The 14,831-nt window shown below is 45.1% G+C and carries 12 protein-coding genes; 8 read left to right on the top strand and 4 right to left on the bottom strand.

Annotated features, from left to right (window positions below; genetic code table 11):
• Positions 1 to 7: 7 nt before the first annotated feature.
• From proW to proX (ABUE30_RS17355), 4 genes are all read left to right on the top strand, one after another.
• The gene (proW, locus tag ABUE30_RS17370; RefSeq protein ID WP_408625101.1) at positions 8 to 1,018 is read left to right on the top strand and encodes a glycine betaine/L-proline ABC transporter permease ProW; all 1,011 of its coding nucleotides are present in this window, start codon (positions 8 to 10) and stop codon (positions 1,016 to 1,018) included.
• A gap of 74 nt (positions 1,019 to 1,092) precedes the next feature.
• On the top strand, positions 1,093 to 2,088 hold the full coding sequence (gene proX, locus ABUE30_RS17365) for a glycine betaine/L-proline ABC transporter substrate-binding protein ProX (RefSeq protein ID WP_408625100.1): 996 nt from the start codon (positions 1,093 to 1,095) through the stop codon (positions 2,086 to 2,088).
• A gap of 175 nt (positions 2,089 to 2,263) precedes the next feature.
• Positions 2,264 to 3,244, top strand: a complete 981-nt coding sequence (gene proX, locus ABUE30_RS17360; RefSeq protein ID WP_408625128.1) for a glycine betaine/L-proline ABC transporter substrate-binding protein ProX — start codon at positions 2,264 to 2,266, stop codon at positions 3,242 to 3,244.
• A gap of 102 nt (positions 3,245 to 3,346) precedes the next feature.
• A complete protein-coding gene (gene proX / locus ABUE30_RS17355; protein ID WP_408625127.1) occupies positions 3,347 to 4,345 on the top strand; it encodes a glycine betaine/L-proline ABC transporter substrate-binding protein ProX in 999 nt (332 codons plus the stop codon).
• Positions 4,346 to 4,399: 54 nt separating this feature from the next.
• Here proX (ABUE30_RS17355) and ABUE30_RS17350 read toward each other — a convergent pair whose 3' ends face one another.
• Entirely contained in the window at positions 4,400 to 5,326 is a 927-nt protein-coding gene (locus ABUE30_RS17350) for a LysR family transcriptional regulator (protein WP_408625099.1), read from the bottom strand.
• 567 nt (positions 5,327 to 5,893) lie between these two features.
• Between ABUE30_RS17350 and ABUE30_RS17345 the strand changes: the two genes are divergently transcribed.
• The 4 genes from ABUE30_RS17345 to glgX all read left to right on the top strand — a co-directional run bounded on the left by ABUE30_RS17345 (position 5,894) and on the right by glgX (position 10,089).
• The gene (locus ABUE30_RS17345) at positions 5,894 to 6,391 is read left to right on the top strand and encodes a MarR family winged helix-turn-helix transcriptional regulator (protein ID WP_408625098.1); all 498 of its coding nucleotides are present in this window, start codon (positions 5,894 to 5,896) and stop codon (positions 6,389 to 6,391) included.
• An 838-nt stretch (positions 6,392 to 7,229) separates the two neighbouring features.
• The gene (locus ABUE30_RS17340; protein ID WP_408625097.1) at positions 7,230 to 7,427 is read left to right on the top strand and encodes a hypothetical protein; all 198 of its coding nucleotides are present in this window, start codon (positions 7,230 to 7,232) and stop codon (positions 7,425 to 7,427) included.
• 218 nt (positions 7,428 to 7,645) lie between these two features.
• Positions 7,646 to 7,831: a hypothetical protein gene (locus ABUE30_RS17335; protein ID WP_408625096.1), complete on the top strand. Its 186-nt coding sequence runs from the start codon at positions 7,646 to 7,648 to the stop codon at positions 7,829 to 7,831.
• A 179-nt stretch (positions 7,832 to 8,010) separates the two neighbouring features.
• On the top strand, positions 8,011 to 10,089 hold the full coding sequence (glgX, locus tag ABUE30_RS17330; protein WP_408625095.1) for a glycogen debranching protein GlgX: 2,079 nt from the start codon (positions 8,011 to 8,013) through the stop codon (positions 10,087 to 10,089).
• An 18-nt stretch (positions 10,090 to 10,107) separates the two neighbouring features.
• On the opposite strand, the gene ABUE30_RS17325 is transcribed toward glgX, so the two are convergent.
• From ABUE30_RS17325 to ABUE30_RS17315, 3 genes are all read right to left on the bottom strand, one after another.
• On the bottom strand, positions 10,108 to 10,491 hold the full coding sequence (locus ABUE30_RS17325) for a GNAT family N-acetyltransferase (RefSeq protein ID WP_408625094.1): 384 nt from the start codon (positions 10,489 to 10,491) through the stop codon (positions 10,108 to 10,110).
• Between the two features lie 144 nt (positions 10,492 to 10,635).
• Positions 10,636 to 12,018 (bottom strand): ATP-dependent RNA helicase DbpA, encoded by a 1,383-nt coding sequence (gene dbpA / locus ABUE30_RS17320; protein ID WP_408625093.1) that lies wholly within the window; start codon positions 12,016 to 12,018, stop codon positions 10,636 to 10,638.
• Between the two features lie 334 nt (positions 12,019 to 12,352).
• Positions 12,353 to 14,692: a DNA polymerase II gene (locus ABUE30_RS17315; RefSeq protein ID WP_408625092.1), complete on the bottom strand. Its 2,340-nt coding sequence runs from the start codon at positions 14,690 to 14,692 to the stop codon at positions 12,353 to 12,355.
• Positions 14,693 to 14,831 lie beyond the last annotated feature (139 nt).

Below are 14,831 nucleotides of genomic sequence, written 5' to 3'. Positions count from 1 at the left end.
GACCATTATGAGTAACTCGACACAAGATCCTTGGAGTGCGGCACCGACAAATACAGATGCCAGTTGGCTACATGGCCCAGCCCAGCATGTACAAGCATTTGATTGGTGGCACCCATTTCAACATAAGTTGGTTCCCTTTGCCCATTGGGTAGAGACCTTTTTGAATTGGATGGTGGCAAACTTTCGACCAGCTTTTCAAGCGATTAGTCTGCCAATTGATTACATTCTTACTCTTTTTCAAACGGTACTGCAGGCCTTACCTGCGCCAGTGATGATTTTATTATCCTTTTTAATCGCTTGGCAGATAGCGGGTTGGCAATTAGGGATAGCAGCAGTTGTATCGCTGGTCATCATCGGGGCGATTGGCGCTTGGAGTCAGGCCATGATCACTTTGGCTTTAGTTTTAACCGCGGTATTGTTCTGTTTAGTGATTGGCCTTCCTATAGGGATATGGCTGGCGCGCAATGAACGGGCGGCAAAAATTATTCGGCCGATGTTAGATGCGATGCAAACGACACCCGCATTCGTTTATTTAGTCCCAATTGTGATGTTATTCGGGATTGGTAACGTTCCTGGTGTTGTGGTGACAATTATCTTTGCGTTGCCACCTATTATTCGCTTAACTATTTTAGGTATTCGTCAGGTTCCTGAAGAACTTATTGAAGCGGCTAACTCCTTTGGTGCAAGTCCAAAACAACTGTTGTACAAGGTTCAGTTGCCATTGGCGATGCCAACCATCATGGCCGGGGTGAACCAAACCTTAATGCTGTCTTTGTCGATGGTGGTCATTGCATCGATGATCGCGGTCGGTGGTTTAGGTCAAATGGTATTGCGTGGGATTGGTCGATTAGATATGGGGCTGGCTGCAACAGGCGGTTTAGGTATCGTTGTCATGGCCATTGTATTAGACCGCTTGACGCAAGCGATGGGTCGTAATGCTCGCGAAAAAGATGCGCGTCATTGGTATCAAAGTGGGCCAATTGGACTCATTACCGTGCGTTTGTTAGGAAAGAAATAATAGATTAAAGGCAATATGCCATTTGTTCTTGAATAAGTTGGAATGCAATAATCATAACGAAGGAGAGACACAATATGAGATTGACATGGAAGAAATTAAGCTTAGCCGCTTTTGGTTGCATGCTCGGGACTCAAGCGAGTGCTGCAGCTCTACCCGGTGAAGGGGTGAGTGTTGAGCCAGTTTATACCGTGCAAGAGGAGATGTTTCAGACCATCATTGTGGATAAGGCATTGGAAAAACTGGGGTATAGCGTTCAAGCACCGAAAATGGTCGACTACAACGTGGGGTATACCTCTATCGCCAACGGTGATGTGACCTTTATGACGACCAACTGGGACCCGTTACACGATGCTAAATATGCGAAAGCGGGGGGAGATAAAGTCTTCTATCGCAAAGGCTATTACATCACCGGTGCTGCACAAGGGTATTTGATCGATAAAAAAACTGCCGAAAAATATCACATCACCAATATCGCACAGTTAAAAAATCCGAAAATTGCCAAGTTATTTGATGCCGACGGCGATGGCAAAGCTGACTTAACCGGTTGTAATCCGGGATGGGGCTGCGCTGCAGTGACTAACTATCAGATGAAAAAATTTGGGTTAAGTAAAACGGTTGATCTCAAAGAGGGAAACTATTCGGCGGTGATCGCCAATACGATTGCCCGTTATCGAGCGGGTAAACCTGTCATCTATTATACGTGGACGCCAAACTGGGTCGGTGGGATCTTAGTCCCAGGGAAAGATGTCGTGTGGTTACAAGTCCCTTTTTCGGCGATTCCTGGCGATCCGAATGCTGATACAGCCTTATCGAATGGTAAAAACTATGGTTTTAACATGAATAGTGAGCGGATTGTTGCCAATAAAAAATGGGCGCAAAAAAATCCTGCCGCAGCCAAACTTTTTGCCATCATGAAGCTAAACATCAAAGATGTCAGTTCAGAAAACTTGATGATGCGTAAAGGCCAAAGCAGCGAGGCTGAGATCACACAGCATGCTGATGAGTGGATTAAGTCGCATCAAAGTGAGTTTAACCAATGGATTGAACAAGCTAAACAAGCAGCACATTAATTATTTCTTATTAAGAGACCAACTTCGAGTTGGTCTTTTCCTTGGCTCTACGCGAGCAAATTTGCGTGTATTCATATCGATAATGCCATCTGTGCTCATCGTGCAGAGTCGGGCTAGTCGATTGATTTAATAGCAACCCTTATTTATATAGGAAAAATAGATGTTAAAATCCCGTATGAGGCTTTTAGGGCTCGCTACCTGTTTGATTGCGACACCGACTTTGGCAAGTACAACTTTGCCAGGGGCGGGCAAAGTTGTAACACCTGTACAAAGTACGATTAATGAAGAAACCTTCCAAACTCTGCTAGTAAGTAAAGCACTTGAAAAGCTGGGCTATGATGTGAAACCCATCAAGCAAGTTTCTTATAATGTGGCATTTACCGCCGTTGCCAATGGTGATGCAACCTTTCTGGCGGATAGTTGGCAGCCGTTGCAAAAAGATAAGTATATTAAAGCCGGTGGCGATAAGGTTTTTTATCGTAAAGGGGTGTATATCGCCAATTCAGCACAAGGTTATATGATTGATAAAAAGACCGCTGATAAGTACCACATCACCAACATTGAGCAGCTAAAAGATCCCAAAATTGCCAAACTATTTGATGAAAACGGTGATGGTAAAGCTGATTTAACCAGTTGCAATCCCGGTTGGAGCTGTTCCGATGTGATCGCGTATCAGATGAAAGAATATGGTCTCAGTCAAACGGTCGAGACCCAAAGTGGGAATTATGCTGCCATTATTGCCAATACTATTGCTCGTTATAAAGAAGGCAAACCGATTCTTTATTACACATGGATGCCTTATTGGGTTAGCGGTGTTTTAGTTCCGAGAAAAAACGTCGTTTGGCTGCAAGTGCCCTTTTCTGCCATCCCAGACAAACCCAATGCCGATACACAACTGGCTAATGGGGAAAATTATGGGTTTCGGATGAATAATCAGCGCATTGTGGCTAATAAAAAGTGGGCGAAAGCGAATCCCGCTGCAGCGAAGCTTTTTGCAGTCATGAAATTAAGTGTCAATGATGTAAGCGCTGAAAATTTGATGATGCGACATGGTCAAAGTTCAGAGCAAGATATCAGCCATCATGTTGATGCATGGATTAAAGCGCATCAGAGTACATTTAACCACTGGATCCAAATGGCCATGCAGGCGGGCTAATTGTAGCGGCTTTGATCGGTGTATCGAATATACAGTTCAGTTATAAAACGCATCATGTTAGCAAATATGATGAGGATACAAGATAATCATAACGGAGAAATCATGACATTACGTTGGAAAGGTATTGCTGTAGCAGTGTTTAGCACATGTACAACACTTGCAGCTTATGCAGCTGATCTACCTGGAACAGGTAAAACTGTGCAGCCAGTACAAAGTACGATTCAAGAAGAGACGTTCCAAACATTGATTGTCGATAAGGCAATGGAACAGCTTGGTTACACTGTTGAGCCAATTAAACAAGTGGACTATAACGTAGCTTATACCGCTATTGCCAATGGCGATGCCACCTATATGGCGGTGAACTGGGAGCCTTTGCAAAATGAAAAATATAAAGCTGCTGGTGGTGATAAGGTCTTTTACCGTCAAGGCTATTATATTCGTGGTGCCGCACAAGGTTATCTGATTGATAAAAAAACGGCAGATAAATACCATATCACCAATATTGAACAGCTGAAAAACCCCAAGATTGCGAAATTGTTTGATGCTAATGGTGATGGCAAAGCTGATTTAACCGGTTGTAATCCGGGTTGGGGCTGTGAAACTGCGACGAATTATCAAATTAAAAAATATGGTCTGAGTAAAACCGTTGAAATCAACGAAGGGAATTATGCAGCGTTGATGGCAGACACTATTACTCGTTATAAAGAAGGAAAATCAATTCTTTATTATACTTGGACACCGTATTGGGTTAGTGGAGTATTGGTCCCAGGTAAAGATGTTGTTTGGCTACAAGTACCCTATACAGCTGTTTCTGGTGAGCCAAATGCAGATACCGCACTACCCAATGGTAAAAACTATGGTTTCCAGATGAACAGTGAACGCATTGTTGCAAATAAAAAATGGGCGAAAAATAACCCTGCAGCGGTAAAACTATTCTCTGAGATGAAACTAAGCGTGAATGATGTCAGTGCAGAGAACTTGATGATGCGCCATGGTGAAAGTTCAGAAGAGGCGATTGAAAACCATGCTAATGCATGGATTAAAGCACATCAGAGCGAATTTGACCATTGGATTGCAGAAGCTAAAGCTGCGGCAAAATAACGCCGAATTGCTGTTTGCAGTGAGCCGAGCCGATGATGAGCTCGGCTTTTTTTTCTAAATTTGCACGCTCTGAGCGAGATTTTCGATCAAATAATCAATAAAGACACGGATCTTGGCGGGTTGATAGCGACTCGGCGGGTACACAAGCCAAGCTCCACCTGTATAACCCGTTAAAAAATGCCATTGTGGCAATACCTGAATCAGTTCGCCATTTTTGATGGCTTCATGGACGGTAAAATAGGGCAAACTGGTAATCCCAAGCCCTTGTTTGGCCGCATCCATGCGCACTTGAGTATGGTTGGCTGCATAACGGCCACTGACTTCAACGGTGATTTTTTGCGTTGTTTGATGAAACATCCATTGGCGATCTTTAGGATGTTCACCTAAACAGATACAGCTGTGTTCACGCAACTGACGGGGATGTTCAATGGGTTCATATTGGGCTAAATAGTCTGGGCTGGCACAGATTACATGTTCGATATCGAGTAGTTTACGCCCGATCATCCCTTGTGGTGGGTCAGTCGCGATACGAATGACTAAATCGACGTGATCATCAATCAAATCGATATAGCGATCCTCTAACAACATCTGGATATCAACTCTCGGATAGCGACGCAAAAACGCTGGGATCAATGGGTGGATGAGAATATGTCCAATCGCTTTCGGGACACTTAAGCGTAATACTCCTTGTGGAATGGGGTTAAGCTGGCCGCTCACATCTAATACTGCATCGGCGGCGCTGCGCATATCTTTGCAACGTTGATAGACCGCTTGGCCTTGCTCATTTAAGCGTAGTTTACGAGTTGTGCGCTCAAGGAGTCGACAGGATAACTGCTCTTCTAAACGTTGCACACTGCGGCTCACTGATGATGGTGAAATCCCGAGCACTTGCGCCGCTTCAGAAAAACTATCGGCTTCCACGACTGCGGCAAAAACGGCCATTTCATATAACAGACCAATCGAATCATTTGTGCGCTTCATGCAATAGTTCATTCCTTAATATGGGAGATTGTCCCTACAAATGAATAATTTATACTTATTACTCAATATCACGCAAGGGCGATTGTATGATTGAACGCTTTTTTCTCGCTTCTGCGTGTTAGGAAGGATTAAGTGTGCGGATTGTTGGTTTTCTGCAATGTTAAAGCATGAAGAAGGTAAGCTTGTTCGCGGACTTTAGTTCGGCTATACGTCATGACGTGATTCAATGTGATCAAAGGACGAAGCAATGTCGTCGGAAGATACACAACAAATTGTAAATTATATTAGAAAGATCGTATTTATTAGAGTTCTAACTATAGCCCTCTAAATAATAAAAAGTTAGAATAGAGAGTATTCAAGCTGAATTTTCGTATATTTAAACAGATAAATGTAGTTTAAGATTTATTCAATTTATTGGAATTGATAAGTTCTACATCTTTTGATGGCTAAAAGGTTTAGATGACTAACAAAATATTGTCGTGATCTTAGCCCTTTCATGCAGAGCATTAGAGAGCGTCATTGTAGCTTGTTTTTACTTCTATTCCGATATTTTTAGGTGGGCTCATAATGGAAAGACATGAAGAAGTTTTGGTTGCTATTCGGCAGATCATTCGCGCTATCGATCTGCATTCGAGTCGCTTGAGTAAAGAAGTCGGGTTGACTGGCCCTCAGCTGGTATTAATGCGTGAGATCAGAGATTCATCTGATGAAGAGACGATTCGTCAAATGGCTAAAAACACCAATATGAGTCAAGCCACGGCCACGACGATTTTAGATCGGCTAGAAAAACGTGGATTGGTGGTGCGATTACGTAGTCAATTAGATAAACGCAAAGTACATGCACATCTAACCGAGTCTGGCCAAGAATTACTGAGTAAGGCGCCGTTGCCATTGCAAGATAGCTTCGTGTCACGCTATCAGCGTTTAGAGGATTGGGAGCAACTATTACTATTATCTAGTGTGCAGCGAATTTCTGCGATGATGAATGCGGAACATCTGGATGCTTCCCCTTTGTTAGTTGCGGGGAGTGTTTCCGCCGCTGAAAAAGAGCGCTCCTCGTCATAAGCTAATTAGCCCAGTCTGGTGTGAGATATATCTTACAAGATTGTCAGAAAAATAACTGTTTCGTGTAAGATAAATTTTAATTTTATTTAAAATTCAATTAGTTATTTGTTTTTACAAAAACGTAACCTTTTTTTTTGTTATTCTTGGTGATCTTCTTAGGGTCATTTTCGCTATTATTAATCACGTAAGGACGCAGATACTTCTCTAGGATAGAGAGGCACTAAGGATAGTAAAGGATACTCTCTAGGATAGAGAGCAAGGACACCTCCAGGAAGGAGAGTGCAGCAGAACAGGATTAATCTGCTATGCCTGGAAGGCTAATGGAGCATGCAACGGAGTTGTGAAGAGGAAATAAACACGGAAAGTTGGCAAGTCATAGGGATTGCATGGAGCAACATTGGTTCACGGATTATGAGCCATATGACTATCGAGGCGGTACTATTTATAGTACCGCCTCACCTTTTTCTGCGCTTGTCTATTTTATCTCTGTAGGATCATCTTCCCAATCCCAATCCCAATCCCAATCCCAATCCCAATCCCAATCCCAATCCTTAAATTTGCCATCTTCGTTCCATGAGTTTGAGATTGGCGAGCCGATCGCATCGGAACTTTGTGCGAAATTTCTGATAGTTCATGCCATCTATCTTGCTAAAAATATGTCCGATATTATTTTTTTATCATATAAATCATTTGGATATATATTTCCCATGATTTTCATGATTTTTACTCACTGCATATAGTGGTTATTTGTTTGGCCATTTCGGTAAACTTAAAGGCGTAGGGACAGCCAGAGCCGATAGGATATCTTGCTCACCAGGACGGTTTAAGGACACTGGTTTTGGACACCTCCCAGGAAGGAGATGCGCATCGACGGAAAGGATGTTGTGCCATTGATGGCTTGGACTCGCCGATGGAAGGCAAGGGGAAAGTGCAACGGATCGCGATACAAATGGATCTGCAAGGAGCTGGAAGAGACTTAGGATTGAGTCGAATGTACTTTAGGGCAGCCCTAGTGGCTGCCCGCTCTTATGGTTAGTTGAATGCGTCGAGACTAGTAGATCTACTAGTCGCTTCAATGCACTTTTGTCGGTATGCTTATAAATGCTTATTGGACACCCGATAAGCAATCGTTAGTTACTTTTAGGGCCGCTATTTCTCCCAAATAGCGGCTCCTTTTTACTTCTGTAGTCTGATTATTTAATCTTGGTTCATTAATTGCTTAATCCTTGATATACCACTATCGAGGATGATGCAATGACCCAAGAAAAAATGAACTACTTACAGATGATTAAAGGTATGGAAGCCCAAGTGGAGCAGGGGTTACTTGAAGTATTGTTGCCCGATGATCTGCCACAAATGGGCGGTTATGGTGCAAACCGCATTACTAAGCGCCGTCGTGGTTCACAAGATATGACTTATTCAATTGCTCCCCGCGATTGACTGACAATATAGGATGGGTTGACCGATTCCAGTTGATCCATCCGTAATTCCTTTATCTTCTGCCTCTCATATTTGCTTTTTGGCCACATCAGACCATTCTTAGGATAGGTATGACTAGTGAGTACGCATTGTATGATCCGCATTTTTCAGTCAGTTTGCAGGCAAAAAGATAGGAGAACGTGTTGAATACACGACCAGGGCGTAGCTATCCCTTAGGGGCTTGCTTGGAAGCAGCCGGCATTAATTTTAGTTTGTATAGTAAATCGGCAACGAAAGTTACCTTACTGCTGTTTAAATCAATCAATAGTCGCAAAGCTTATCAGCATATTCGGTATGATCCTCAAGTTAACCGTACCGATAATTATTGGCATATCTTTGTTGAAGGACTCAGTGCTGGCACATTGTATGGTTTCCAAGTTGACGGTCCTTACGTTCCTGAAAACGGGATGCGCTTTGATGCAAGCAAAGTATTGTGCGACCCTTACGCGAAAGAGATCCGTTTTCCGAAAAACTATTCACGGGCGAGTTACAGTACCCATGGCGTATCCACCGAACACTGCGCACTTAAATCGGTGGTATTAGAACGGCGAAATTTTGATTGGCAAGGAACGAAACCTATTCACCGCCCCTTAGCCGATACAGTGATCTATGAGATGCATGTCGGTGGATTCACTCGTCATCCGAACTCACAGGTTAGTGCTAATAAACGTGGAACCTATGCGGGCGTTATTGAAAAAATTCCCTATTTAAAGCAACTGGGAATTACTGCTGTTGAGTTGATGCCCGTAGCCCAATTTGATGCCTCGGATGCAACCCTAGGGAAAACCAATTATTGGGGCTATTGTCCGGTGAGTTTTTTTGCTCCCCATACCGCCTACAGTTCTGATCAATCCCCCGGCGGGGCCTTTCATGAGTTTCGCATGATGGTTAGAGAGTTACATGCAGCGGGTATCGAAGTGATTATTGATGTTGTCTTTAACCATACGACTGAGGGAAACGAGAATGGCCCAACTTTAAATTTACGTGGTTTACAAAACGATACCTATTATATTCTTGAACAAGATCGACAGCAGTATTACAGCAATTACAGTGGCTGTGGGAATACCTGTAACACCAATAATTCTGTGATGCGGCGGATGATCCGTGACGTACTTACCTTTTGGGTCACGCAGATGCATGTGGACGGGTTTCGCTTTGACTTGGCCTCAGTGCTCATGCGCAATTCGCAAGGGGATGTGTTGGGCGATCCACCCCTATTATGGTCAATTGACTCAGACCCTATTTTAGCAGGTACTAAGATTATTGCTGAAGCATGGGATGCGGTTGGCTTGTATCAAGTCGGGCAATTTGTCGGCGATCGTTGGAATGAGTGGAATGGACGGTTTCGTGATGATGTACGGGCTTTTTTACGGGGAGACTCCAATCAAGTGGGCGCTTTTGCCAATCGCTTGTTAGGGAGCCCCGATCTTTATTATGATGATCATCGTACCCCTCAGCGTTCTATTAACTTTGTCACCGCTCATGACGGATTTACTTTGCATGACTTAGTCAGCTACAACAACAAGCATAACGAGAGTAATGGCGAGCATAGCCGAGATGGTGACAACCATAATTTAAGTTATAACTTTGGTGTGGAAGGGCCGACTAATGACCCTAAAGTGCTCGCGCTACGTCAACGACAGGTCAAAAATTTCTTTACCATCATGTTGTTATCGCTAGGTACCCCAATGCTTAGTATGGGTGATGAAGTGGGCCGTACTCAAGAGGGAAATAATAACGGATATTGTCAGGATAATTTGCAAAGCTGGTTTGATTGGTCGCTGGTGGACAAAAATGCTGATTTACTGCGGTTTGTCAAAAAGCTGATTGAATTTCGTTTTCGAATTCCAGCATTAGAGCGCTACATTCACCAATCGCTCAGTGTGGTTCTCAATGATAGTCGCATCGAGTGGCATGGGGTGAAAGCAGGGCAACCTGATTGGTCAGAGCAGTCACATTCGCTGGCACTGAGTTATGCATTGCCATATAGCGATGAGCACCTCTATATTGCCATCAACGCCTATTGGGAAGCTCTCAACTTTGAGTTGCCTCCTTTGGCATCAGACCAACATTGGCGGCGAATCATCAACACGGCTGTCGATTCCCCAGATGATATTTATGATTTTTCTGGGTCTAAACCAGTAGAACAAACGCAGCTATGTTTGCCACCTCGTTCAGTGGTTGTACTGGTTGCCTCCGAAGAACTGCTAGAACTGTAAGTTAATCGCCCTGCCAGTTTAAATGGGGCTGGTGGGGCGATGATATCGCATCATGATTTCACCATTGCCGTGCCCCACTTGTGTAAATCCTTGTTTTTCATAGAGGCTTAAGGCCGAGGTATTGTGCGGATAAACGCCTAAGCATAAGGTGTCAGCATCAAGCTGCTTTAAACACTGTTTCGCCATATTTAAAAGTTTCTTGCCAACGCTTTGGCCTTGATGTGACGATTTGACGTACATTTGAACCAGTTTTACTTGATGATGCTCGAACGATATTAAGCCGCACAGGCCAATCAGCTGCTGGTCAGAAAAGGCGCCAAGCATCATATTTTGGACACTGTTTTGCGCGTTCTTGATGATAATCAGAACCGTAGTTTTCAGGGTGGCAGCGCAGACTTTCAAGCCTTAACGCTCGGTATGACGGGTTATCTTGCACGGTTAAAATTCGGCAACTGATGCTCATCGGAGTCCTCTATTGCGATGTGTATAAAATGACGCCTCTTTTATCGTCGATCATACATTGATAAGAGCAAGAGGCGCTTCAGCCTATTTTAATAAACGGGCTCTAAATTGACGGCCTTTGATTTTGCCGGATTCTAGTGTGTTCAGCGCCTGTTTGGCGACCCGTTGATTAACCGCGACATAAGCGCGCATCGCCAACACATTTATTTTTCCCACCTCTTGGGCACTAATGTCGCTATGGCTGGTTAACGCGCCTAAGATATCGCCCGGGCGAATTTTTTGTTTTTTGCCGCCATCAATTTGCAGCGTGACCATTTGAGCTTGATACGCTTGTGGCCGGCTATTGAGTGCCGGCAATTCTTCAATCTCAATGGGCGTAGGTAACTCATCTTCAATTTGCGCTAAGCGATAACGTTCACTGTCTGAGAAGAAGCTAAAGGCTTGCCCTTGATTGCCCGCTCGGCCGGTGCGTCCGATGCGATGCACATGTACTTGGGGGTCAGGGGAGAGCTCAAAGTTAAAGACAGCATCGAGCTGGTCGATGTCAAGACCGCGCGCTGCCACATCGGTGGCGACTAATATTGAGATACTCTTATTAGCAAACTGCAAGAGGGCTTGATCCCGATCGCGTTGCTCTAGGTCACCATGCAGTGCTACGACGCTAAAGCGGTGTTCTTTGAGGGCTTGCGCCACCTCTTTGACAGCCCTTTTTGTGTTGCAAAAGATCACTGCAGATTCAGGTTGATGGACATACATCAGTTGCTCAATCGCTTCAAGCCGAGCTAATTCATCTTCGATATGGAAAAAATGCTGTTCAATCTGGCTAACATCATCGCTTGACTCCACTTGGATCAATTGTGGTTTTTGCATGATGTGGTCTGCAATCGCTTGAATTTTGGGTGGAAAGGTTGCGCTAAATAGTAAGGTTTGGCGGATCGCTGGGGCATGGCTGACAATGGCATCGAGCGCTTCTTGAAAACCCATCTCCAGCATACGGTCCGCTTCATCAAGTACAAATGTGTTCAGTTCAGTCAGATCAATACGACTTTTTTCAAGGTGATCTAACACGCGTCCAGGTGTTCCGACTAAAATATGCGCCCCGTGTTCGAGCGAACCAATCTGTGGCCCCATGGGGCTGCCACCACATAATGTGAGCACCTTAATATTGTGAATACCGCGGGCTAGTGTGCGGATATCACTGGCAACTTGGTCTGCGAGCTCACGGGTGGGACATAAGATTAATGCTTGCACGCGAAAGCGCGCCACATCTAAATTTGATAATACCCCAAGGCCAAAAGCAGCCGTTTTGCCTGAACCTGTCTTGCCTTGGCCAATCACATCTTGGCCGGCTAAAATGATTGGCAAACTCAGCGCCTGAATGGGAGTCATCTGGGTGTAGCCTAACGCATCAAGCGTTGCAATCAGTTCTGGTTTTAAAGGTAATGTGGCAAAAGACGTTTGACTCAAAAGGTGTATCCTTAAATTGGGGTGAAAAATGAATATCTCCATCTATTATCGTGATTTAATCGCACGCTGTCAGCGAATCTTTTATCCGGTGACTTAAATCGTCATGGTCGGGATATTTTATACATCAGTACGTTGCTGTTTATACACAAGTATTATTCTTGAATTGAGTTTTTCGATCGGTTTTTGGGTCAAGAGGTGATGGCTACTTTTGCTTGAAAAAGAATCAAAAACGCGAGTACACCTTTAAACCCGTGTCCATGCAACCGCCGCCTTGGGCCGTGCTCATGTATGGAATGTCGCGACTAAAGGTGAGAGATACTGTAAATGGACGGTGTTAAAACAAGCCTAATTGAGCACTGATGATGGCGTCAAAATCAAACCCCAACAGCGGTAAGATAGCATCGGCAACTGGTTTGAGCTGTTTGTCGATATAGTGCTGATAATCGGGGGGGCTATCTTGATATTCCAGCGCTTGCGGGCCATTTAAAGTAATCAGATAGCGAATCCAGCCTTTGTTTTGATAGCGCTGCGGCTTGCCTAGGGCTTGGCTGCGTGCATCAGCATCTCTCGCAGCGCGCACTTGAGGGGGGATATTCTTCGTGTAGTCGGCTAAATCTCGGCGTAGGCGCTTGCGATAGACTAATTGCTCATCATGTTCACCGCGTTGGGTGCTCTCGACTGTATCTAGAATCATCGTGCTGGGATCTTGGTCGGCAAAAACTAATCGATAAAGCTCGGTTTGAAATATTTTGGCCAGTTCAGTCCAATCACTACGCACTGTTTCCAGCCCTTTAAAGATCAGTTTGCCATCGCAGGTTAAGCCGGCATAACGCTTTTTACTACCAGCCAGTGAGCCGCGGATAGTGGGCATATGAAAGCGTTGGTAGTGAGTTTCAAACTCAAGCTCTAAGGCACAATCGAGTTGGTATTCATAGGTAATGGTTTCTTGCCATTTTTGGTTGATGGTTGCCGCCAACGTTTGCCCGCGCGCGTTCGCTTGGTGGTCATTAAGCGCATCGCCCACCAAAACAAAAATAGAATCCGTATCGCCATAGATCACGCCGCAGCCCTCTTCGGTGAGCCATTGCGCGGTTTGTTGTAAAATCTGCTGACCCCGCATGGTAATGGAACTTGCCAGACGTTGATCGTAGAAGCGACAGCCTCCCGAGCCGAGTACTCCATAAAAGCTGTTCATTAAGATCTTAATCGCCTGTGAGCGAGCGCTATCGTGGTGGCGTTTGGCAACATCACGCTGTTGCCAGAGTTGATCGATGATCGCGGGTAGAAAATGCTCAGTGCGAGAGAATTTGGCCCCCAAAAAACCATCAATGGCGTCATCAGGGTGGGCCAATCCTTCGATTAAGCCCATCGGGTCAATTTTAAAGGTGCGAATAATCGAGGGATATAGGCTTTTAAAATCAAGCACTAACACGTTGCGATATAATCCGGGCTTGGAGTCCATCACATATCCGCCTGGGCTGGCAAGGCCGCCTCCCGCAGGTAGATTCGGGGCGATGTAGTGCGCGCGATGCAGTTTGGGTAGATAGACATTGCTAAATGCGGCAACACTGCCCCCTGAGCGATCGAATTCCAAACCGGTCAATTGGCTGCGCAGAGCGAGAAAATCGATGATCTGGGTCTGCTGAAAAATATCTTCGACCAACTGACAATCAGCCAAGTTATAGGCGGCTAGGGCAGGCTTGTTAGCGCGAAAATTATGCTCAATTTCGGCTAAGCGTTGCTCACTATTGTCGGTGAGTTTGCCGCGGCCAAGTAGATTTTGCGCGACAAACTCCAAGCTGAAGCTATCAAACTGGTAGGTGGCTGTTTTTAATGCATCAATGCCATCAATGACGACCCGTCCCGGTATCGTAATGATCCCTTGGCGAGTCGTGGTGGGCTCGCGCCAACGGGCTAAGCTCTGTCCACGACCTAAGCGCAACTGTACATGGTGGCGCTTAGCTCGCTCAACGAGTAGTCGACAGTCAAACTGCACCACATTCCAGCCGATCAATAGATCAGGGTCGAGATACTGCACCCAGTCGATAAACCGCTGGATTAACATCGCTTCATTGGTAACCCATTCAGTGGGCGTTTCATCTGAGAGCTGCTCGCTACCGATCATCAAAACCAGTGATTGCCCGCAACCGGTGAAACCGATGCTGTAAAGTTCGCCATGGCGAGAGCACTCTAAATCAAAAGAGAGCTGCTTTAATGGAGGTAACGGCGCGTCTATGCCGCGTAGTTTAACCTGTCGATATTCGGTGTATCCTGCTTTGGCGTCTGCTTGCCCGGTAAATGTGACCATGCCATAGGCAAAGCGCTCCATAAGATAACGTTCATGTAGGCGGATATCCGCTTCATAGTGATTGATGAGCGCGCGATCCAACAGTTCTCGCCCTCGGTAGTAGTGATCCAAGTTGCTAAAATACAGGGCGCTCACTGGTTGCTGACTAAAGGTGGTATGCGCTAGCGCTTTGGCTTGATAAGAGAGTGCGGCTAATGCCTGTTTGACTGCGGGTAAGCTGGCTGTATCGATAAAAAATAGCGGCTGTTGGTTGTCAACCCACAGTCTTACGGGCCCATCTACTGTGGCGACCCACAGCTCAATGACCGCTTGCTTTTGGCTGTCATAACTAGCGCGGTTGAGTAATAAACCTTGGCTTTGGGTCATGGCATGGCCTTAGGATCGTGAAGAACTTTCAAGAGTGTAGATAACCCAGTTGCGATAAGGATCTAAGTTGTCTTAGAGCTTACTTAGCGGCGATACGACGCTATCACCGCTGAGCTGTGACTAGGGTTCCAATCTGTCA

It is taken from the genome of Celerinatantimonas yamalensis, from assembly GCF_046054155.1.
Classification (GTDB): domain Bacteria; phylum Pseudomonadota; class Gammaproteobacteria; order Enterobacterales; family Celerinatantimonadaceae; genus Celerinatantimonas; species Celerinatantimonas yamalensis.
Note: the sequence above shows the minus strand (reverse complement) of the source record. Positions and strands in the feature narration are given on the sequence as shown.

Bases quoted from the DNA above. Each gene is read 5' to 3' on its own strand.
- proX (WP_408625127.1), top strand. From the start codon at position 3,347: ATGACATTACGTTGGAAAGGTATTGCTGTAGCAGTGTTTAGCACATGT.
- ABUE30_RS17345 (WP_408625098.1), top strand. From the start codon at position 5,894: ATGGAAAGACATGAAGAAGTTTTGGTTGCTATTCGGCAGATCATTCGC.
- ABUE30_RS17315 (WP_408625092.1), bottom strand. From the start codon at position 14,692: ATGACCCAAAGCCAAGGTTTATTACTCAACCGCGCTAGTTATGACAGC.
- ABUE30_RS17335 (WP_408625096.1), top strand. From the start codon at position 7,646: ATGACCCAAGAAAAAATGAACTACTTACAGATGATTAAAGGTATGGAA.
- ABUE30_RS17350 (WP_408625099.1), bottom strand. From the start codon at position 5,326: ATGAAGCGCACAAATGATTCGATTGGTCTGTTATATGAAATGGCCGTT.
- proX (WP_408625100.1), top strand. From the start codon at position 1,093: ATGAGATTGACATGGAAGAAATTAAGCTTAGCCGCTTTTGGTTGCATG.
- proX (WP_408625128.1), top strand. From the start codon at position 2,264: ATGAGGCTTTTAGGGCTCGCTACCTGTTTGATTGCGACACCGACTTTG.
- proW (WP_408625101.1), top strand. From the start codon at position 8: ATGAGTAACTCGACACAAGATCCTTGGAGTGCGGCACCGACAAATACA.